The organism is Cupriavidus agavae, from assembly GCF_004217045.1.
GTDB lineage: Bacteria > Pseudomonadota > Gammaproteobacteria > Burkholderiales > Burkholderiaceae > Cupriavidus > Cupriavidus agavae.
Window position 1 is genome coordinate 554,586 of the sequence record NZ_SGXM01000002.1, and the last position, 20,565, is coordinate 575,150.

The 20,565-nt window shown below is 69.3% G+C and carries 16 protein-coding genes; 7 read left to right on the top strand and 9 right to left on the bottom strand.

Annotated features, from left to right (window positions below):
* Positions 1-3: 3 nt before the first annotated feature.
* On the bottom strand, positions 4-753 hold the full coding sequence (locus EV147_RS13490; RefSeq protein WP_130391674.1) for an SDR family NAD(P)-dependent oxidoreductase: 750 nt from the start codon (positions 751-753) through the stop codon (positions 4-6).
* Positions 754-853: 100 nt separating this feature from the next.
* On the opposite strand from EV147_RS13490, the gene EV147_RS13495 reads away from it, so the two are divergent.
* The 4 genes from EV147_RS13495 (at position 854) to EV147_RS13510 (ending at position 5,975) form a co-directional block, all read left to right on the top strand.
* The gene (locus tag EV147_RS13495) at positions 854-1,741 is read left to right on the top strand and encodes a LysR family transcriptional regulator (RefSeq protein ID WP_130391675.1); all 888 of its coding nucleotides are present in this window, start codon (positions 854-856) and stop codon (positions 1,739-1,741) included.
* Between the two features lie 74 nt (positions 1,742-1,815).
* Positions 1,816-2,523 (top strand): glutathione S-transferase N-terminal domain-containing protein, encoded by a 708-nt coding sequence (locus EV147_RS13500; RefSeq protein ID WP_130391676.1) that lies wholly within the window; start codon positions 1,816-1,818, stop codon positions 2,521-2,523.
* 138 nt (positions 2,524-2,661) lie between these two features.
* Positions 2,662-3,648 carry a Bug family tripartite tricarboxylate transporter substrate binding protein gene (locus EV147_RS13505; RefSeq protein ID WP_130391677.1) on the top strand — a complete coding sequence of 329 codons (987 nt, stop codon included), beginning with the start codon at positions 2,662-2,664 and terminating at the stop codon, positions 3,646-3,648.
* A 14-nt stretch (positions 3,649-3,662) separates the two neighbouring features.
* Entirely contained in the window at positions 3,663-5,975 is a 2,313-nt protein-coding gene (locus tag EV147_RS13510; protein ID WP_130391678.1) for a cytochrome P450/oxidoreductase, read from the top strand.
* An 89-nt stretch (positions 5,976-6,064) separates the two neighbouring features.
* Here EV147_RS13510 and EV147_RS13515 read toward each other — a convergent pair whose 3' ends face one another.
* The 3 genes from EV147_RS13515 to EV147_RS13525 all read right to left on the bottom strand — a co-directional run bounded on the left by EV147_RS13515 (position 6,065) and on the right by EV147_RS13525 (position 12,201).
* Positions 6,065-9,835 carry an autotransporter outer membrane beta-barrel domain-containing protein gene (locus EV147_RS13515; protein WP_235844725.1) on the bottom strand — a complete coding sequence of 1,257 codons (3,771 nt, stop codon included), beginning with the start codon at positions 9,833-9,835 and terminating at the stop codon, positions 6,065-6,067.
* Between the two features lie 108 nt (positions 9,836-9,943).
* Positions 9,944-11,218, bottom strand: coding sequence for a GGDEF domain-containing protein (locus EV147_RS13520; RefSeq protein WP_130391680.1), 1,275 nt, complete (start codon positions 11,216-11,218; stop codon positions 9,944-9,946).
* Between the two features lie 206 nt (positions 11,219-11,424).
* Positions 11,425-12,201 carry an IclR family transcriptional regulator gene (locus tag EV147_RS13525; protein ID WP_130391681.1) on the bottom strand — a complete coding sequence of 259 codons (777 nt, stop codon included), beginning with the start codon at positions 12,199-12,201 and terminating at the stop codon, positions 11,425-11,427.
* Positions 12,202-12,427: 226 nt separating this feature from the next.
* Between EV147_RS13525 and EV147_RS13530 the strand changes: the two genes are divergently transcribed.
* The gene (locus EV147_RS13530) at positions 12,428-13,663 is read left to right on the top strand and encodes an MFS transporter (RefSeq protein WP_130391682.1); all 1,236 of its coding nucleotides are present in this window, start codon (positions 12,428-12,430) and stop codon (positions 13,661-13,663) included.
* Between the two features lie 15 nt (positions 13,664-13,678).
* Here EV147_RS13530 and EV147_RS13535 read toward each other — a convergent pair whose 3' ends face one another.
* Genes EV147_RS13535 through EV147_RS13555 form a run of 5 tightly spaced genes read right to left on the bottom strand, consistent with a single transcriptional unit; the run spans position 13,679 to position 18,185 of the window.
* Entirely contained in the window at positions 13,679-14,446 is a 768-nt protein-coding gene (locus tag EV147_RS13535; protein WP_130391683.1) for a class I SAM-dependent methyltransferase, read from the bottom strand.
* A 46-nt stretch (positions 14,447-14,492) separates the two neighbouring features.
* Positions 14,493-15,362 (bottom strand): ABC transporter permease, encoded by an 870-nt coding sequence (locus EV147_RS13540; RefSeq protein ID WP_130391684.1) that lies wholly within the window; start codon positions 15,360-15,362, stop codon positions 14,493-14,495.
* A 2-nt stretch (positions 15,363-15,364) separates the two neighbouring features.
* On the bottom strand, positions 15,365-16,219 hold the full coding sequence (locus tag EV147_RS13545; protein WP_130391685.1) for an ABC transporter ATP-binding protein: 855 nt from the start codon (positions 16,217-16,219) through the stop codon (positions 15,365-15,367).
* A 1-nt stretch (position 16,220) separates the two neighbouring features.
* The gene (locus EV147_RS13550) at positions 16,221-17,258 is read right to left on the bottom strand and encodes an ABC transporter substrate-binding protein (RefSeq protein ID WP_235844726.1); all 1,038 of its coding nucleotides are present in this window, start codon (positions 17,256-17,258) and stop codon (positions 16,221-16,223) included.
* Between the two features lie 51 nt (positions 17,259-17,309).
* Positions 17,310-18,185 carry a TauD/TfdA dioxygenase family protein gene (locus EV147_RS13555; protein WP_130391686.1) on the bottom strand — a complete coding sequence of 292 codons (876 nt, stop codon included), beginning with the start codon at positions 18,183-18,185 and terminating at the stop codon, positions 17,310-17,312.
* A gap of 289 nt (positions 18,186-18,474) precedes the next feature.
* Here EV147_RS13555 and pdhA point away from each other — a divergent pair, with 289 nt between their 5' ends.
* The gene (gene pdhA, locus EV147_RS13560; RefSeq protein ID WP_130391687.1) at positions 18,475-19,566 is read left to right on the top strand and encodes a pyruvate dehydrogenase (acetyl-transferring) E1 component subunit alpha; all 1,092 of its coding nucleotides are present in this window, start codon (positions 18,475-18,477) and stop codon (positions 19,564-19,566) included.
* Entirely contained in the window at positions 19,559-20,539 is a 981-nt protein-coding gene (locus tag EV147_RS13565; protein WP_130391688.1) for an alpha-ketoacid dehydrogenase subunit beta, read from the top strand. The genes pdhA and EV147_RS13565 overlap by 8 nt, the downstream gene beginning before the upstream one ends.
* Positions 20,540-20,565 lie beyond the last annotated feature (26 nt).

Consider the following 20,565-nt stretch of genomic DNA (forward strand, 5'->3'; position numbering starts at 1 on the left):
ACTTTAGGCCAGCGCGATACCGCCATCGACGCGCAGGTTCACGCCCGTGATGAAGCTGCCCTCCGGGCTGGCCAGCAGGAACGCCGCGTTGGCCACCTCCCCGGGCCGGCCCAGGCGGCCCAGCGGAATGGCGCCGGCCATCATCGCCTCGAAGCCCGCACGTTCCGTCTCGGCCACGCCCAGCTTGGCCAGGATCGGCGTATCGACAGGGCCGGGGCTGATGACGTTGACGCGGATGCCGCGCGCCTTGAACTCCAGCGCCCAACTGCGCGCAAATGCCTCGATGGCCGCCTTGCTGCCCGCATAGACCGCGTGGCCGTCGAGCGCCTTGCCACTGGCGATCGAGCTGACCAGCAGGATCGATCCGTTCGCGCGCAACAGCGGCGCCATCTTCTGCACGCCAAAGAACACGGCGCGCGTGTTGGTGGCGAACTGGACATCGTATTCCTCCACGCCCACGTGCTCCGACGGCGTGATCTGGTTCATGCCCGCGTTCGCCACGTAGATGTCGGCCCCGCCGAAGCGCGCGGCCACCAGCGCCGCCACGCGGTCATGCGTCGCCAGATCGGCGATGTCGCCGGTCACGCCCACGGCCTTCTCGCCCAGTTGTTTCACGGCGGCGTCCACCGCGTCAGCGCGCCGGCCGACGATCACCACCGCAGCGCCTTCGGCGGCGAATCGGCTGGCCATGGCGAAGCCGATGCCGCTGTTGCCGCCGGTGACAACGGCAACCTTGCCTTCGAGTTGTTTCATGATCTGCATTCCTGTGTTGGCTACGGACTCGAATCTACGGCCGGCAGCGCGGCCCGGACAGCCCTACAATGGACGCTTCACTTGTGCCAATCTGTCATCCATGTCGATGGAACGCCTGCACGGGCTTGCCGCCTTCGTGCGCGCGGTGGAGGCCGGCTCCTTCACCGCCGCCGCGCGGCTGCTCGGTACCACGCCCTCCGCAGTGTCGAAGAGCATGTCACGCCTTGAGGCACGGCTTGGCGTGCGGCTGTTCCAGCGCTCGACGCGTGCCTTCGTGCTGACCGCCGAGGGCCGCGCCTACTATGACCGCGTGGCGCCGCTGGTGCGCGGCCTGGAAGAAGCCAGCGAGGTGCTGGCCCCGCCCTCCACGGCAGCCGGGCGGCTGCGCGTGAGCATGCCCGGCGACCTGGGCCGCGCGCTGCTGGGGCCGATCACCGCCACGCTGATGCCACGCCACCCCCGGCTGGCGCTCGATATCAGCCTGGGCGACCAGCACGTGGATCTGGTGCGAGAAGGCTTCGACCTGGCCCTGCGCGCCGGCCACGCCGCCGACAGCGCGTTGCACGCCCGCCCGCTCGGCACATTGCCGCTGGTGCTCGTGGCTGCTCCCGCCTATCTGGCCGCCCATGGCGAACCAGCCTCGCTGACCGACCTCGCCGGGCATCGCCATGTCCGCTACCGGCTGCGCGGCGAGGTGATGCCGCTCGACTTCGCCGCCGGCCCGTGGACGCCATCCGAAGGCATCTTCGACGCGGACAACGGCGACGCGCTGCGTGCGGCAGCCCTGCAGGGACTCGGCATCGCACAGTTGCTGAAGACCACCGTGCAGGCCGATCTCGATGCCGGCCGGCTGCGTGCCGTACTGCCGCAACAGGCGCTACGGCCCGTCCCGCTGCAAATCCTGCATGGCTTCGGGCGCCGCCTGCCCCTGCGTGCAAAGGTATTCGTCGATTTTCTCGCCGCCGAGCTGGCCCGGCAGGCGGGCTAGCCGGCGCGGCCCGGCTCCCAGATCCCGCGCAAAGCCATTACCATAGGCGCTTTCGCCCAACCGGAACCCTCCCCATGGCCGATCTTTCCGCCTTCCCGATCACCCGCAAGTGGCCGGCGCAGCATCCCGACCGCCTGCAGCTTTATTCGCTGAACACGCCGAACGGCATCAAGGTTTCGCTGATGCTGGAGGAAACCGGCCTCCCTTACGAGCCGCAACTGGTGCGCTTCGACAAGGACGACCAGAACTCGCCGGAATTCCTGTCGCTGAACCCGAACAACAAGATCCCCGCCATCATCGACCCCGACGGACCGGGCCGCAAGCCGCTGGCGCTCTGGGAATCGGGGGCCATCCTGGTCTACCTGGCCGAGAAGACCGGAAAGTTCCTGTCCGCCGACCCCGCGCTGCGCTACGAGACGCTGCAGTGGGTGATGTTCCAGATGGGCGGCATCGGGCCGATGTTCGGCCAGGTGGGCTTCTTCCACAAGTTCGCCGGCAAGGATTACGAGGACAAGCGTCCGCGCGACCGCTACGTGGCCGAATCGAAGCGCCTGCTGAAGGTGCTCGACACGCGCCTCAGGGGCCGCCAGTGGATCATGGGCGATGACTACTCGATCGCCGATATCGCCACGTTCCCGTGGGTGCGCAACTTGCTGGGCTTCTACGATGCCGGCGATCTCGTCGGCATCCGTGACCTGCCCGAAGTCTCGCGCGTGGTGGAAGCGTTCAACGCGCGCCCCGCCGTGCAGCGTGCGGTCGATATCCCGAAGCGGCCCGACTAAGGGCTGCAAGGGTTAGCCACAGGGGCGGGTGGCCGCCCGGCTTGGGGTTCTCCCGCACCGCAACGTGCGGTGCAAAGCGATATGATCCACGGATAACAGGCCGCCCAGCGAGCGGCCATATCCCAAGGAGACACCCCGATGCCCCGCTGCCAGCCCTTCGCGCTGCTCGCCGCCACCTTTGCCCTGCCCCTGCTCGTCGCCGCCGCACCGGGCCATGCCGCCGATGCGTGGCCCGCCAAGCCGGTGCGCTGGATCGTGCCGTACCCGGCCGGCGGCGGCTCCGACTTCCTCGCGCGCACGATCGGGCAGGGGCTGTCCGGGCGCATCAGCCAGCCGGTGGTGGTGGACAACAAGCCGGGCGGCAACACTGCCATCGGCGCCTCCGAAACCGCGCGCGCCGCGCCGGACGGCTACACGGTCCTTTCCGCCGACAACGGCACGCTGGTGTTCAATCCCGCGCTGTACAAGACGCTCTCGTACAACCCGGCCAAGGACCTGGCGCCCGTCACGCTGCTGGGCCGCTTCCCGATGATCCTCGTGGTCGGGCCCGGCACGCAGGCAAAGACCGCGCAGGAGTTCATCGCCCAGGTCAAGGCCACGCCGGGCGGCGTGAACTACGGCTCGGCCGGCGCCGGCAGCCCGCACCACCTGGCCATGGAACTGCTCAAGGTGGAAGCGCAGCTGCCGATGACGCATGCGCCCTACCGCGGCGCCGCGCCGGCGCTGTCCGACGTGGCCGCGGGGCAGATTCCCGCGATGATGGTCGACTACGCCGCCGGCGCCGGCTTCATCAAGGGCGGCAAGGTGCGCCCGCTGGCGGTGGCCAACGCCACGCGCCTGCCGCAACTGCCTGACGTACCCACCTTCGCCGAACTGGGCTACCGGAACGTGGAGGCCGCCGCGCTGGTCGGCATGGTGGTACCTGCCGCCACGCCTCCCGAAGTCATCAACACGCTGAACCGGCAGGTCGTGGCGTCGATCAAGGACCCGGCGATCAACAAGAAGCTCGTGGACTTTGGCGTGGAGCCCGTCGGCAACACGCCGGCCCAGTTCAGCGAACTGCTGCGCAGCGAGACCACGCGCTGGACGCGCCTGATCCACGAACTGAAGATCTCGCTCGACTGAAGCCGGAGATCCGCATGTCACAGTGCCCCATCGACCACGGCGCGGCGCGCGCGCCGAATGGCTGCCCCGTCAGCCCCGAAGCCGCCGCGTTCGATCCGTTCGGAGACGGCTACCAGCAGGACCCGCCTGACTACGTGCGCTGGTCGCGCGACCAGGAGCCCGTGTTCTACAGTCCGCAGCTTGGCTACTGGGTGGTGACGCGCTACGACGACATCAAGGCCATCTTCCGCGACAACCTGACCTTCAGCCCGGCCATTGCGCTGGAGAAGATCACGCCCACCGGCGACGCGGCCAATGCCGTGCTGGCCTCGTACGGCTACGCGATGAACCGCACGCTGGTCAACGAGGACGAGCCCGCCCACATGCCGCGCCGCCGCGCGTTGATGGAACCGTTCACGCCAGCCGAACTCGCGCATCACGAGCCGATGGTGCGCCAGCTGACGCGCGAATACGTTGACCGCTTCATCGACGCCGGCCGCGCCGACCTGGTGGACCAGATGCTCTGGGAAGTGCCGCTGACCGTGGCGCTGCACTTTCTGGGCGTGCCCGAGGAGGACATGGACCTGCTGCGCCAGTACTCCATCGCCCACACGGTCAACACCTGGGGCCGCCCCAGGCCCGAGGAACAGGTGGCCGTGGCGCATGCCGTGGGCAACTTCTGGCAACTGGCGGGCCGCATCCTCGACAAGATGCGGCAGGACCCTTCCGGCCCCGGCTGGATGCAGTACGGCATCCGCCGCCAGCGCGAACAGCCCGAGGTGGTGACCGACTCCTACCTGCACTCGATGATGATGGCCGGCATCGTGGCGGCGCACGAGACCACGGCCAATGCCTCGGCCAATGCGCTGAAGCTGCTGCTGCAGCATCCCGACGTCTGGCGCGAGATCTGCGACGACCCGGCGCTGATTCCCGATGCCGTGGAGGAATGCCTGCGCCACAACGGCTCGGTGGCGGCGTGGCGGCGCGTGGTCACGCGCGATACCGACGTGGGCGGCATCCCGCTGTCAGCGGGCAGCAAGCTGCTGATCGTCACCGCGTCGGCCAACCATGACGAGCGGCATTTTGCCGATGCCGACCTGTTCGACATCCACCGCGACAATGCCAGCGACCAGCTCACCTTCGGCTATGGCGCCCACCAGTGCATGGGCAAGAATCTGGCGCGCATGGAGATGCAGGTCTTCCTGGAAGAACTGACCGCGCGCCTGCCCCACATGCGGCTGGCCGAGCAGCGGTTCACCTACGTGCCGAACACCTCGTTCCGCGGCCCCGAGCATCTGTGGGTGGAGTGGGACCCGGCGCGGAATCCCGAGCGGGCCAATCCGGCCGTGCTGGCGCCGCGCGATGCGGTACGCATCGGCGAGCCCACGGGCGGCAGCGTGGGCCGCACGCTGGTGGTCGCCGCGCTCGTGCCGGCCGCGGCCGGCATCGTGAAGCTGCGGCTGGCCGCGCCGGACGGCCGCGCGCTGCCGCGCTGGGCGCCGGGCGCGCATATCGACATCGAGTGCGGCCAGACCGGAATCTCGCGCCAGTATTCGCTGTGCGGCGATCCGGCCGATGCCTCGGCGTTCGAGGTCTGCGTGTTGCGCGAGGCCGATAGCCGGGGCGGCTCGGCATGGATCCACGCGCACCTGCGCACCGGCGATCGCGTCAGGGTACGTGGCCCGCGCAACCACTTCCGGCTCCACGAAAGCTGCCGCAAGGCGATCTTCATTGCCGGCGGGATCGGCGTGACCCCGGTCAGCGCCATGGCGCGGCGCGCCCGGGCGCTCGGCATCGACTACGCGTTCCACTACTGCGGCCGCTCCCGTGCGGCCATGGCGATGCGCGACGAACTCGTGGCGCTGCACGGTGACCGGCTGCATCTTCACGTCCGCGACGAAGGCCAGCGTGCCGACTTTGCGTCGCTCCTTGACACGCCCGACGACGCCACGCAGATCTACGCCTGCGGCCCGGCGCGCATGGTCGAGGCCCTGGAAGCCTGCTGCGCGGCGTGGCCCGAGGACGCGCTGCGCGTGGAACATTTCAGCTCCACGCTCGGCACGCTCGACCCGTCGAAGGAACAACCGTTCACCGTGGAACTCAGGGATTCGGGCCTGACGCTGGAAGTGCCCGCCGACCAGACGCTGCTGACCGCGCTGCGCTGCGCCAACATCGACGTGCAGAGCGACTGCGAGGAAGGGCTGTGCGGCTCCTGCGAAGTGCCGGTGCTGGCCGGCGAGATCGACCACCGCGACGTGGTGCTGACGCGGGCGGAACGGGAGGAAGGACGGCGGATGATGTCGTGCTGTTCGCGGGGCAAGGGCGGGAAGATTGTGCTTGGGTTGTAGCTGGCTCGGCAACACCGCCACCCGCTGCTATGCGTTCCGCTCTCCCATGCAGTGGGAGAGCGGAGCAAAAACAAGGGGCTGGCAACGCCTCACTTCCACGCGTACTTCACCCCCACCCGCACCGCGTACTGGTAGTAATCCTGCTGTCCCCACGACCCTGACACGTTGGCCCACCCGGTCAATCTCCGGCCAAGATCCACGTTCGCCCCGAGCTTGACCTCGAAGCGGTTGTGCGGGTACATCGTGCCCATCGGCAACTGGTTGAACGTGACGTTGCTGTCGGTATCGCTGTACCACCAGTTCAGCGTCAGATAAGGCTGCACGCGCCGGCCGTCGTCGCGTTCCCACGTGCGATGCGTGCGCACCCCCAGCCGGGTAATCAGGCCCGAGGAATCCGCGCCGCTCACGCGGGTCCCGTTTGGCTCGGTGATGTCATCTTCGTCGTAGCGGGCGTAGATCAGCTGGGCCTGCGGCTCCACGACCCACCCGTCGCGCACGGGCAGCGCGTAGCCCACCTCGCCCGATAGCGCCAGGCCCTGCGCGTTGTATCTGACGGTCGGCAGCAGGTCACCCTGGACGCGATTGGTGAACCAGCCGTACTGGAACCACGTATCGACATAGGCACCGAGTTTCCTTTCGTCGTTCTGGTACCAGGTGCCGTAGGCGCCCACGCTCCACCCTTCTACCTTGCCCTTCGCCCGGAAGTCGTTGCCGGCAGCCGTGGCATCGGTACTGGCTGTGCCGTAGCTCAGCATCAGTCCAGCGTGGCCGCGGTCGGTGTCCGGGCTGTCATCCCATCTGGCCAGCTCCACGCCACCATGCAGCAGGAAGGCATCGGTCGAGGTCTTGAACACGCCATCCTTGCTGCGCGACCCCTGCCAGTTGCCCACCGCGCGCAGCCAGCCGGCGCGCGGCTTGTCCTGCGCAGGATCGAAACCCTGCTGTTCGATCCACTGCGGCTCGCCAAGCCGGTCGTGCAGGCTGTGCACGAACATCTGCCCGGCCAGCCGCTGGTTGGCGAGATAGGCCGCCACCTCGGGGCGGTACAGCGGCCGGGGCGGCCCCGGCGGCGCAGGGTCCGGGCCACGCTCCGAGCGCAGGTACCAGACATCGGTGTTCGCGCCATCCTGGTCGCCCCGGAACAGTCGATACTCGTAGGCACCAGCCACCGCGCGGCCGTTCAGCGCGAACGCGTCCGGCGCGCTGGCGGCGGGCGCCGTGTCCAGGATCTCCACCAGCGGGATGCCGCTCCCCACCGTCAACGCACCGGCACCACCCTGGTTGGTGACCGCGACCCGCGTCGGCCCGCCCGCGCCGGTCGACGTGGCGTCCACCACGAGCATGTCGGAGCGGCTGACGGCGCCGCCTTCGTCGAGCACCGCATTGAGCTTCAGCGCGCCGCCGTTCGAGACGAACTGCCCGCCGCCAGCCACCCCCGCCACCTGCCCGCCCGTGATGACGAGCACGTTGCCGACCGCCGTAGCCCCGCCGGTCAGATCGATCGTCCCCGTATGCCGGAACGTGCCGACGCCCAGCAATTTCCCCTGCGCCGCACCGCCCGGCGTCGGCATGTTGGTGGCTCTGCCCAGCGGCAGGTAGGCACCGGCCGTATCGAAGTAGACGATGGCATCCGCCGGTGTTCGCATCGTGCCGTTGCCGCCCGGCTGCGCCGCCAGCGACAGCGTGCCCGTGTTGGTCAGCACGTTGGCGCCGCTCGTGCCCAGGTTCGATATCGCCACGCGCCAGGTATCGCGCGTCCCGGTGCCGGCGGCGTCCACGAAGCGGCGCAGGTTCCAGGTGCCGGCATTGTCGATCGACGCGGTGGAGGTCGCGGCCGTGACCACGCCGGTCATCTGCCCGGTATTCACCAGTTGCAGGCTGCCGGCCGTGCCGGTATCGGCGAGCACGGCCACATCGCTCAGTGCGCCGAGCGCCGACGCGTTGCGCACGCGCTGCACGGCACCGCCCGTCGCGACGCCAGCGCTGGTGTTCCAGCCGCCCTGTACGGGCTGCGTATTCGTGACATCGACGGTGCCGCCCGACGAGGTGGCCTCGATACCCGACGCATCACTGCCGCGCGTGGTGATGGCCCCGCTGTTGACCACGGCGATATCGGCCACCCCGGTGCCCTGCGCATAGATTCCCTGCGAACCCACGTCGCCGAGCGTCTGGATCACGCCGGTGTTCGTTACGGTCTGCGCGCCGGTCCGCGAAAAGCTCCAGATGCCGCGCTGCGCGTTGCCGCGCGCCGTCAAGGCTCCGGCATTCCCGATGGTGACCGTGCCCGCCCCGGTGTTGCCGCTGCCCGTGGCGCTACCGGCCACGATGGCTGCGCCCGAGCCATTGACGTCGATGGCCGGCCCCGTGAAGCGCACCGACACCGGGCCGCCGCGCGTGGTGGCCTGCAGGCCGAACGACCCCACGCCCGAGCCATCTCCCGTGCCCGCGTCGGCGTGCGTGATGATCGTACCGCCAGCCGTGATCGATGCGGAGGCGGTCGTCGAATCGCTCGTCACGTAGATGCCGTTGGCGTTGCTGTGGAACGTCTCGATGCGCGAGCCGGTGTAGTTCACGCTGGCATTGCCGGCCGTGGAGTGTGCGCGCAGCGCCGCCGCGCCATTGCCGGCCGTCGAGAACGCGCCGCTGTAGTCGATCGCGACATTGCCGTTCACCGCGCTGGCCGTGATGCCGAAGCCGCGCGTTGTGGCCGCATTGCCGAGCAGCGTGATATCGCCGGTGCCGGTGATGGTGGCGTTGCCGGCGCCGACTGCGATCACGTAGATGCCGCGCGAGCCATCGACGGCGCCAGGGCTGCCCAGCAGCATGCGGCCACTGTTCTCGACGGTGACATTGCCCGAGCCCCCGGACGAACTGACGTAGATGCCGTGCCCGTTGGCGCCGGTCGTCAGCAGGCTGCCCGAATTGGCGACGCCAATATCGCCGCCTGTCGCACCGGCGCGGATCGCTGAGCCGGCCGTGCCGTCCGTCGAGATGTTGCCGGTATTGGCGATCGTGATTGCGCCAGTCGTGGCATTGCCGAGGATGCCGAACGCGTTCTCGCCAATGCCCTGGATCGCGGCGCCGTTGACGATGTTCACGGTACCGCCACCCTGCTGAAGCACGCGTATGCCCGCATGGTTGGCCGCACCGGCCTCCGGGCCGGGTGCCTCCGCCGTGTCGTTGGGCGACGCCAGCCGGTTGTCTATCACCATCGACACCCCGCTGCCGACCTGCGCCGACAGCGCGCTGCCGCCGTTGCCCCGGATCCAGACGCCATGGCCGCCGGCGGTCACGATGGTGCCGGTGCCGGCGTGCGAGACCGTGGCATTGCCGCCGCCGGTGGCCTTGATGTCGAACCCGTCGCGCTCGTCGCCGCCAACCGCGTTCACGATGTCGACCCGGGCGCCAGCCGCCACGTCGATCAGCGACGCCCCCGCCGTGTTGTTGACGACCGATACCGCGTCGAACGTTCCGCTACCCGAGGCCGTGATCGTGCTGTTGCCGCCGGTGAAACGCGCCGTGGCGTCACCGACACCCCCGTTGACCTGGACCCCCACGGCATTGGCCGTGGTCGCGCTGCTGTTCGCAAAAGTACTGCCAACGACCGAAATCGTCGCGCTGGCCTGGCGCCCGTACGCGCGCAGCGTGGGGCCGGACGTGGAATTGAAGCTGCCGCCTTCGGCCGTCTGGACCTCGGCCGCCACGCCGATGGCAGGCTCGCAGACCACGCTGCCGTAGCTGCCGCCGGGTATTGCGCCGCAATACGCCGTCTGGGCACGCGGCGCTGACGGCAGCGCAAGGCCGAGCAGCGCCACACCCAGGTACCGGCGCGGGCGAGGAAATCGCGTTGACACGGACATAGGCATCCCCTGTCCTGCCTGGAAGGCAGCCGTGTCAAAGTGTGTGCCGCGAATAACTGAAACGTTAGTGAAAGTTTCAGATTTGACACTTAAGTGAAATCGGGAGGGTCAGCCGGTGGTGGCGAAGGCAGGAACGTCGGCCGGGTCGGTGGCATCCGCCGTGGCTTGCGGTGCGGCGGTCCCCGCCGCCTCCACCACCATGCTCGACCCCACCACGAACTGGTCGCGGCCCCGTTGCTTGGCCGCATAGAGCGCGCGGTCGGCCTCGGCGAACAGCGTGCGCCAGAGTCCTTCGCGTCCGGCCGGGCCGCCGCGCAGCTGGGCCACGCCGATGCTGACGCTGGCGTGGCCGCAACCGGCACCCTCGCCGGCGGGCAGTTCGATCAGGCGCACCTTGCGCAGGATGCGGTTGGCCAGCGCCGTGGCCTGGTGCTCGTCGGTATGCGGGCAGAGGATGCAGAACTCCTCGCCGCCGTAGCGCCCCGCGATATCGGACGCGCGGCGGGAGTTGTCGAGCGCCGTGGCGATCTCGCGCAGGACATGGTCGCCGGCATGGTGGCCGTGGCGGTCGTTGACGGCCTTGAAGTGGTCCACATCGATCACCAGGCACGACAGCGGCTCGCCGCCCCGCTGCCAGCGCGCCACCATGCCCATGGCGGTAACGTCGAGGGCGCCGCGGTTCAGCAGTCCGGTCAGCGCGTCGAGCCGGGCGCCGCTCTCGTTGCGCGCGATGATCTGTTCCATCGCCATCAGGCTGAAGCCGAACAGCCCCAGCAGCACGGCCACCAGCGGTGCAAGCGGCCAGACCGAAGCGCTGGTCTGCAGGAAGAACGGCGTGATGGCCAGGCCCTTGAACGCGGCGCCGTAGCTCAGCGCGGCAATCTGCGCGCCCAGCAGCACCAGGTGCGAGGCCAGTACCAGTGGCCCGCCGATGCTGGTGCGTCCGCGCCGGCTGCGCAGCATCGTGACGATGGTGCTGAACGACAGCATCGCCAGCATGCCGTAGGCCACGCCGTGCACCAGCAGCGGCCCGTCGGCCAGCCCGCTGGCCAGCGCCAGCAGCACCACCGTAATCAGGCCGATGCCACGCAGCAGCAGGCGGTGGTCGGGCAGGCCGTAGTAGACGCGCACGCCGCGATAAATCATGAGCCGTCCCACCAGATAGCCACCGGCGCCGAGCGCGGCCACCTGGATCGAACCGGTGCCGGCGCTGGCACCGAGCGCCACCACCAGTCCCGCGCCCGAGGCCACCACGTGGCCGCTGGCCCACAGCCGGCCGGCATCGCTCGCGCGCAGCGCGAGCACCAGCCCCGCGCCCATGACCAGCGTGCTGGAGAAAACCACCATCATGACCACGAGAATGGTCTGCTGAGCCAGGTGCAAGGGAGTCTCTGTCCTCTAACGCTACCGGGGGCGACTGCCGTTAACACGTAGACCCGAGAAGCCTGGAGGGTGACCCGACGTGCGGAACGGAGGAATGGATGCGACGGAAAACACGCATCATAGCCCGCGCGCCCGGCGGGGCGGCACCCCCGACAAGCCGGGTACGGGACCGTTGTCACGCACTGAAATGCACCGCCCCGGAAGACTCAGTCGTCGAGCGGCGGCGTGGCGTCGGGGTCCGCCGATTCGCGCAGCGGCTGCAAGGGCGGGAACGTGCCGCCCAGCGCGGCGGTCAGCGCCCGGGCGGCGTCCAGCACCTGGGCACGGAACGCGCCTGAGAACCTCGGCGTCGGACAAGTCAGCGTCAGCGCGCCGCGCAGCGTGCCGTCGGGACCGAACACCGGCGACGAGACCCCGGCGATATCGGGGCTGCGGTCGCCCACCAGCGCGATGACCCCTTCGTCCCGGATGCGCTGGTAGATCTCGCCGCGCGCCCCGGCAAATGCCCGCAGCACCCGGCCGCCGGCACCGCGGTTGCGCGGCAGCAGGTCGCCGGCGCGGATATGGTCGCGCACCGGCTGCGGCGAATCCACGCGGTACAGGCACAGGCGGTGCTCGCCCTGCTCCACGTGGAAGGCCGCCGATTCGTTGGTGGCCCGCACCAGATCGCGCAGGACCGGCACCACCACGTGTTCGAGCGAGAACGACGCCGCATAGACCGCGTTGAGCCGCGCGATCTCCGGACCCAGCCCGTAGCGGCCGTCGGCGTGGCGCTGCACCATCCGGGCATGTTCGAGCGAGGCCAGCAGGCGCAGCAGCGTGCTCTTGTACAGGCCGCTGCGCTGGGCCAGTTCGGCCAGCCCCAGCGCCGTGTCGCCTTCGCGGAACGCCGACAGCACGAACAGCGCACGGTCCACGGCCACGGCGCCGCCATCGGCGGAATGCTTGTCGGCTTCTGAGAGTTGGGCGGCTTTGCGAGGCATGGCGAGGGCATGGCGGGCGGAACGGGCGTCCACCGTATAGAACGGCCGGATCGTTGTCAATCGCGCAACAACGGCGCCCCCGGACCGCTGACCGGACAGACTGCGATACAAAACCGCCGCACGCCCTTGCGGCAATGTCGGTATCATGGCGCCTTACGGGTTTTCCCTAGGTCTATCCCATCGGGGATGGCCGAATCCCCGTCCTTCCCGCGCCCCCAACATCACGATGTCTGCTTCCCGCCCCTTGTCGACCACGCCGGTCACGCCGCCGCATGATGATGCCGAACCCGGCAATGTGACCCGCAGGATTCTTTCGGTCGTTGCCTTCAACTTTGTCGCCTACCTCGCGGTGGGCCTGCCGCTGGCTGTCGTGCCCGGGTTCGTCCATGGCGATCTTGGCTACAGCGCCGTGCTGGCCGGGCTGGCCATCAGCGTCCAGTACCTGGCCACGCTGCTGAGCCGCCCCTGGGCCGGCACGCTGTGCGATACACAGGGGCCGAAGCGCTCGGTGCTGACCGGCATGGCGCTGGTCACCGGCAGCGGCGTGCTGACGCTCGTGGCGGCGCTGTTCGCGGGCACTGACTGGCTCGGGCTGGGCTGGCTGCTGGCCGGCCGCCTGATGCTGGGCGCCGGCGAGAGCCTGGTGACCACGGGCACCATCGCCTGGGGCATCGGCAGCGCGGGCTCGCGCCACACGGCCAAGGTGATCTCGTGGAACGGCATGACGACCTATGGCGCGTTGGCCGTGGGGGCGCCCGTGGGCGTGGTGCTGGCCGGCTTCGGCGGGCTGGCGATCATCGGCGTGGTCACCACGGCGCTGGCAGGCGTGGCGCTGCTGGTGGCGCGGCGCCGGCCGCCGGTGCCGATCCTCAAGGGCGAGCGCCTGCCGTTCCGGCGCGTGTTCCGTGCCATGACCCCGTTCGGCGTGTGCCTGGCGCTGGGTTCGGTGGGCTTCGGCGCGATCACCGCCTTCATCACGCTGTACTACGCGGGCCACGGCTGGGACCACGCCGCGCTGGCGCTGACCGCGCTGGGTACCTGCTTCGTGCTGGCGCGCCTGCTGATGGCCGACACGATTTCGCGCTTTGGGGGCTACCCGGTGGCGCTGGTCTCGTTTGCCGTGGAAGCGGCCGGGCTGGCCATCATCTGGATGGCGCACGCGCCGTGGCAGGCGCTGGCGGGCGCGGCCGTGGTCGGATTCGGCTTCTCGCTGGTGTTCCCGTCGCTGGGCATGGAAGCGGTCAGGCGCGTGCCGGCCACCAACCGCGGCTCGGCGCTGGGCGCGTATTCGCTGTTCCTCGATTTCGCGCTCGGCCTGACCGGCCCGATCGCCGGCGTGATCGCCAAACAGGGCGGCTATCCGGCCGTGTACCTGTTCGCCGCGCTCTGCGCCGTGGGCGGGCTCGTGCTGAGCCAGGTGCTGGCCGCGCGCAACCGCGAACAGCTGGCGCCGGCCACCTGACCGCCTGGGCCGGCGTTACAGGCGCGCGCAGCAATAGGCTTCGGTGCTGTACGGGAACGACACGGTGTCGTGCCCGCGCAGCGTCGGGTCATCCGCGATCACCGCGTGCAACCGCGCACGCACGGCATCCTGTTCCGCCGCTGGCAGTGCGGCAATAAAGCTGACCGACATGATCCGGTCCACGATCACCTGCTCCGGGTGGCCATCGTGCGTGTAAGGCAGTGTCGTGAGCGCCAGCGGGCCGAAGCCCTCGGCCGGAAACACCTTCTTCCAGTCGCCCTTGTAGAAGCGCGGCGCGTCGCCCTCGTATGGCGTCATGATCGCCGTGAGCTGGGCCACCCACGGCAACGATTCATCGCGCACGTTCCAGATCAGGCCCAGCCGGCCGCCCGGCTTGAGCACGCGACCAATCTCGCGCAGCGCGGCCTCGTTGGCAAACCAGTGGAACGCCTGCGCGCAGACCACGGCATCGACGCTCGCATCGGGCAGCGGCATCGATTCCGCGCTGCCGGGCAGCGCCTGCACATCGGGGAGTTTCGAGGAAAGCTGGGCGCGCATGGCGTCCACCGGTTCCACCGCGATGACGCTGGCCCCTGTGGACGCGAGCAGCCGGGTGAACTTGCCAGTGCCGGCGCCAAGGTCGACGGCGACCTGGCCGGGCGCCAGCCCGAGCGTGCCGCGCAGCCAGTCGGCCAGCGCAGCGGGATAGTCGGGGCGCCCGCGGGCGTAGGCATCGGCCTGGGTCGAAAAACCCTGGGCGGCGGCATGATGGATCGCAGTCATGACCCGAGACGATACGCCGCCCGCAGGGCGCCGGCAAGCGGTGGATTCAGTGCTGCTGGCCCCAGCGGCGCACGGTCAGGCGCTCCAGCGTGGTGAAGACCAGCCCTTCGACGGCCAGCCCGATCAGGATCACCGTCGCCAGCCCCGCGTATACCCGGTCGGTGTACAGCTCGTTGCGGTTCTGGAAGATGTACCAGCCCAGCCCGCCCTTGCCCGACGACGCGCCGAACACCAGTTCTGCCGCGATCAGCGTGCGCCAGGCAAAGGCCCAGCCGATCTTGAGGCCCGACAGGATGGCCGGCAGCGCGGCCGGCACCAGGATCAGCACCACGTAGCGCAGGCCCCGCAGGCCGTAGTTGCGCCCCGCCATGCGCAGCGTTTCCGGCACGCCCCGGAAGCCGGCGTAGGTGTTCAGTGCCAGCGGCCACAGCACCGAATGCACCAGCACGAAGATCAGGCTCTTGCTGCCGAGCCCGAACCACAGCAGCGCCAGCGGCAGCAGCGCGATCGCCGGCAGCGGGTTGAACATCGCGGTCAGCGTCTCCAGCAGGTCGCGGCCGAGCCGCGTGGACACCGCCAGCGTGGTCAGCACGAACGCCAGCACGATGCCCGCCGCGTAACCCTGCAGCAGCACCGACAACGATACCGCCGCCTTGCCCGGCAATTCGCCGCTGGCCACGGCCTCGCCGAAGGCACGCGCGGTGGACAGGAAGGTCGGCAGCAGCAGGTCGTTGTCCTGGAAGCGCGCGGCGATCTCCCAGAACAAGGCCAGCGCCAGCAGGATCGCGGCCTTGCGCAGCCAGCCCTGCTGCCAGAGTTGGCGATACCATGGCAGGCCGCGCGACAGCGGCACCGCCGTGAACGGCTCCAGTGTGCGTTCGTACTCGGGACGGATCGTGGTCTGAAACGTGGTCATGGTCAATGGCTCCCCGCAGCCCTGGCGCGGTCATGGGTGGCGGGCGGCTCGACAGGCGCCTCGAACAGCATCTGGTGGATGCGCTGCGCCGCGTGCTGGAACTCCGCGCTGCCCTGGCTCGCCAGCGAGAAGTGGTGGCTGTTCAGCTCGGCCCGCACGCGCCCCGGATGCGGCGACAGCAGCAGGATGCGGCTGCCCACCACCAGCGCCTCCTCGATCGAGTGCGTGACGAACAGCAGCGTGAAGCCCGCCTCGTCCCACAGCGCCAGCAGCTCCTCCTGCATGCGGCGGCGCGTCAGCGCGTCGAGCGCGGCGAACGGCTCGTCCATCAGCAGCACCTTGGGGCGCATGGCCAGCGCCCGGGCAATCGCCACGCGCTGCTTCATGCCGCCCGACAGCGTGTGCGGGTACGCATCGGCAAATGCGGCCAGGCCCACCTTGTCGAGGTAGTGCATCGCCCGGTCGGCGGCCTCCGGCTTCGACAGCCGGGCCGACTGGCGCAGCGGGAACATGACGTTCTGCTTCACCGTCTGCCACGGCGGCAACTGGTCGAACTCCTGGAACACGACGATGCGGTCCGGCCCCGGCGCGCGCACGCGCTGGCCGTCAAGCCGGATCTCGCCCTCGGCCGGTGGCACGAAACCGGCCACGGCCTTGAGCAGCGTGGACTTGCCGCACCCGGACGGCCCCAGCAGCACGAAGCGATCCGCCGCATGCACGTCGAAGCTCACCCGGTGCGTGGCGCGCACCACGCGCTGCGCGGTGCGGTACTCCAGCGAGACATTGTCCACCTGCAGCAGCGGCTGCGGCGGCGAGACCACGCGCAGACGCGCGCCGCCATGCACGGATTCCGCCATGTCAGCTCCCCTGCGCGGTGGCCGCGTCCTGGAAGAAATAGTCCTGCCACGATTTCGGCTGGTTCCGGATCGCGCCAACGCGGTGCATGAAATCCGCCAGCACGAACGTGTTCTGCGGCGTGATCTTGAACTGCACCTGCGGGTTCTTCAGGATCCTGACCAGCAGCGCGCGGTCAATCTTCGCCTTGTTGACGCGGATGTACAGATCGGCAGCCGCCTCGGGGTTCTTCGTGGCGAACTGGGCAGCCTCGGCCAGCGCATCGACAAAGGCGCGATAGGTCTTCGGGTTCTCGCTGCGGAACTTCTCGGTGGCATAGAGCACCGTCGCGGAGGCCGGGCCGCCGAGCACATCATACGAATTGAGCACGATGCGCGCGTTCGGGTTGCCGGCCAGCTCCTGCTCCTGGAACGGCGGGTTGCCGAAATGGCTGTTGATCTCGGTGCCGCCCGAGATCACGGCAGCGGCCGCATCCGGATGCGGCACGGCCACGGTCCATTTGTCGAGGCGGTTGAACTCCTTGTCGCCCCACTGCTTCGCGGCAGCCAGTTGCAGCACGCGCGACTGCACCGAGACCGTCACGGCCGGCAACGCAATGCGGTCCTTCTCGGTGAAATCGGCAATCGACTTCACCTTCGGATTGTTCGAGACCAGGTAGTACGGGAAGTTGCCGAGCGATGCCACGCCCTTGACGTTCTGGCGGCCATGGGTGCGGTCCCACAGCGTCAGCAGCGGCCCCACGCCGGCACCGGCGATGTCGATCGCACCCGACAGCAGCGCGTCGTTCACGGCCGAGCCGCCCGAAAGCTGGGTCCACTCGACCTTGACGTCGACCCCCTGCTGCTTGCCGTGCTTCTCGATCAGTTGCTGGTCGCGTGCCACGTTCAGCAGCAGGTAGACCACGCCGAACTGCTCGGCGATGCGGATCCTGCCCTCCGCATGCGCGGTGCCGGTGACGGCCAGGCCGGCGGTCAGCAGCGCCAGCGCGGCGCGCCGGGTCAGGGTGGTGGCGGACGAATACAGCGACGTGCGCAGGGACATGCGGGGGCTCCGTTTGGCGGTTGCGGACTGCAGGTTCTTGGGGTAAGCGGATCAGAACGGCGTATCGCCCTCGATCGTGGTGCGGTACATCACGCGGCGCAGGTGGTCGGGCGTGCCGGCGGCCAGATGCAGCAGCGAGCGGTTGTCCCAGAACACGAGGTCATGCGCGCGCCACTGGTGGCGGTACACGTATGCCGGCTGCACGCTGTGGGCGAACAGCGTGTCGAGCAGCGCGCGGCTCTCGTCCTCGGGCAGGCCGACAATGCGTGTCGTGAAATGCTCGCTGACGAACAGCGCCTTGCGGCCCGTCTCCGGATGCGTGCGCACCACGGGCTGGACCACCGGCTTGACCTGGGCAATCTGCTCCGGCGTCAGGTTCGGGCGCCACGGGCTGCGCTGCTGCAGCTCGGCGTAGCGCGCCAGATAGGTGTGCTCGGCGCAGAGTCCTGCGACCTTGTGCTGCAGGCGGGCCGGCAGCCCTTCCCACGCGGCGTGCATGTTGGCAAACAGCGTGTCGCCGCCTTCCGACGGCAGTTCGATGGCATGCAGCAGCGAGCCGAGGCTCGGCGTCTCCTTGTACGAGAGGTCCGAATGCCAGAAATGGCCCGCGTCGCCAAGCCCGATCGGCTTGCCGTCCTTCAGCACGTTCGAGACGATCAGGATCTCGGGATGATTGGCCAGCTGGAACTGGTTCAGCACGTGGATCTGCAGCGGCCCGAAGCGGCGGCTGAACGCAATCTGCTGCGCGGGCGTGATGCGCTGGTCGCGGAACACCACCACGTGGTGGTCGAGATGGGCGCGGTGGATACGCCGGAAATCCTCGGCGGACAGCGGCTGGCTCAGGTCCAGGCCCACCACTTCGGCACCAAGCGCGGCATCGAACGGACGGACCTCGAAATCCTGGAGGGTATCGACTGCGAATGTCATGTGAGGCTCTCTGGGGGAAAAGCACAAGCCATGCACTGTAGGGATCCGGCATTGCGCAGACAACGAATCAAATCGCGCCGCGTTATACGGTGGGTGCATATGGGAAGGCGTGCATAAGCACATGCGGAAAGTTCGGGTTTTCCGCCCGTCTCCCGCTCACGGGAGCGGGGCGCAACCTCCGCGCGTTTCATGCGCGCCACCGCACGCCCATTCCCGTGCGCCGTCTCCTATAGTCGAAAGCAGCAGCATTCAAAAGATGCTCCGCCGCACCGCACAAGGAGACCCCCACATGGGCACTGTTGCGCGCTTCGAAATCGGCTTTACCCGTTACCTGAGTCCCGAGGGCGCGCCCGCGTCCGAGCTTCCCGACCTCGCCCGTGATCCGGCGGCGCTGCTGCCGCTCTACCGCGCCATGGTGCTGACGCGCCAGTTCGACCTCAAGGCCATCGCCATGCAGCGCACGGGCCAGATCGGCACCTTCGCCTCGGCGCTCGGGCAGGAAGCCGTGGGCGTGGGGGTGGCCACGGCGATGCAGGCCGACGATGTACTGGTGCCCTCCTACCGCGACCACGCGGCGCAGTTTGTGCGGGGCGTCACGATGACCGAGAGCCTGCTGTACTGGGGCGGAGACGAGCGCGGCAGCGCGTTTGCGGCGGTGCCGCACGACTTCGGCAACTGCGTGCCGATCGGGACGCAGGTCGGGCATGCGGCCGGCATCGCCTATGCGCTGAAGCTGCGCCGGCCCGGCGCCGTGGCGGTCTGCCTGATCGGCGACGGCGGCACCTCGAACGGGGGCTTCTACGAGGGCATGAACATGGCCGGCGCCTGGCAGGTGCCGCTGGTCATCGTCATCAACAACAACCAGTGGGCCATCTCGATGCCGCGCGGCAAGCAGACCGCTGCCGCCACGCTGGCGCAAAAGGCGATCGCGGCGGGCATGCCCGGCGAGCAGGTCGACGGCAACGACGTGATAGCCGTGCGGCAGCGCGTGGGCGAGGCCATCGGACATGCCCGCGCTGGCGGCGGCCCGGCGCTGGTCGAGGCCGTGACCTACCGGCTGGGCGACCACACCACCGCCGACGATGCCTCGCGCTACCGCGACGAAGCCACCGTCAGGGAAGCCTGGCGCCACGAACCCATTGCGCGCCTGCGCAGCTATCTGGCGAGCCTTGGCGCCTGGGATGCGGCGCGCGAGGAGGCGCTGGTCGCCGAATGCCAGCAGGCCGTCGGCGATGCCGTGCAGGCCTATCTCGCCCTGCCCCACCCCGATGTGTCCGCGATGTTCGACTGCCTGTATGAAACGCTGCCCGATGCCCTGGCCGCGCAGCTCGACACGGCCCGGCAGTACGCCACCCAGCCCGGGGAGACCGATCATGGCTGAACTGAACCTGGTCGAAGCCGTGAACCTGGCGCTGGCCCACGCGCTCGCGCACGACCCTGACGTGGTCCTGCTCGGCGAGGACATCGGCGTCAACGGCGGCGTGTTCCGCGCCACGGTGGGCCTGCAGGCCCGCTTTGGCGAGGCGCGCGTGATCGACACCCCGCTGGCCGAAGGCGGCATCGTCGGCGCGGCCGTCGGCATGGCGGCCATGGGGCTCCGGCCCGTACCCGAGATCCAGTTCGCCGGCTTCATCTACCCGGCGATCGACAACATCCTGAACCACGCCGGCCACATGCGGCATCGCACGCGCGGCCGGCTGAGCTGCCCGATGGTCGTGCGTGCGCCGAGCGGCGCCGGCATCCACGCGCCCGAGCACCATTCCGAGAGCCCCGAGGCGCTGTTCGCGCATATGCCGGGGGTGCGCGTGGTCATGCCGTCATCGCCGGCCCGGGCCTACGGGCTGCTGCTGGCCGCCATCCGCGACCCCGACCCGGTGATCTTCTTCGAGCCAACCCGGCTGTACCGGCTGTTCCGCCAGGAGGTGGCCGACGACGGGCAGGCGCTGCCGCTCGACGCCTGTTTCACGCTGCGCGAAGGCGCCGACGTGACGCTGGTCAGCTGGGGCGCGATGGTGCAGGAGACGCTGGCCGCCGCCGATGCGCTGGCGGACGAAGGCATCTCGGCGGCCATGATCGACGTGGCCACGCTGAAGCCGCTCGACATGGAGACCATCCTCGAATCGGTGGCGCAGAGCGGCCGCTGCGTGATTGTCCACGAGGCGCCGCGCACGGCCGGACTGGGCGCCGAGATCGCGGCCAACCTTGCCGACGCCGGCCTCTATTCGCTGAGCGCCCCGGTGCAGCGCGTGACCGGCTATGACACCGTGGTACCGCTGGCACGGCTGGAGCACAGCTACCTGCCATCAGTGGCCCAGATCGTCGATGCCGCGCGCCGCGCGCTCGATGCCGCATGACGGGATTGCGCCGACAAGGAGACGAC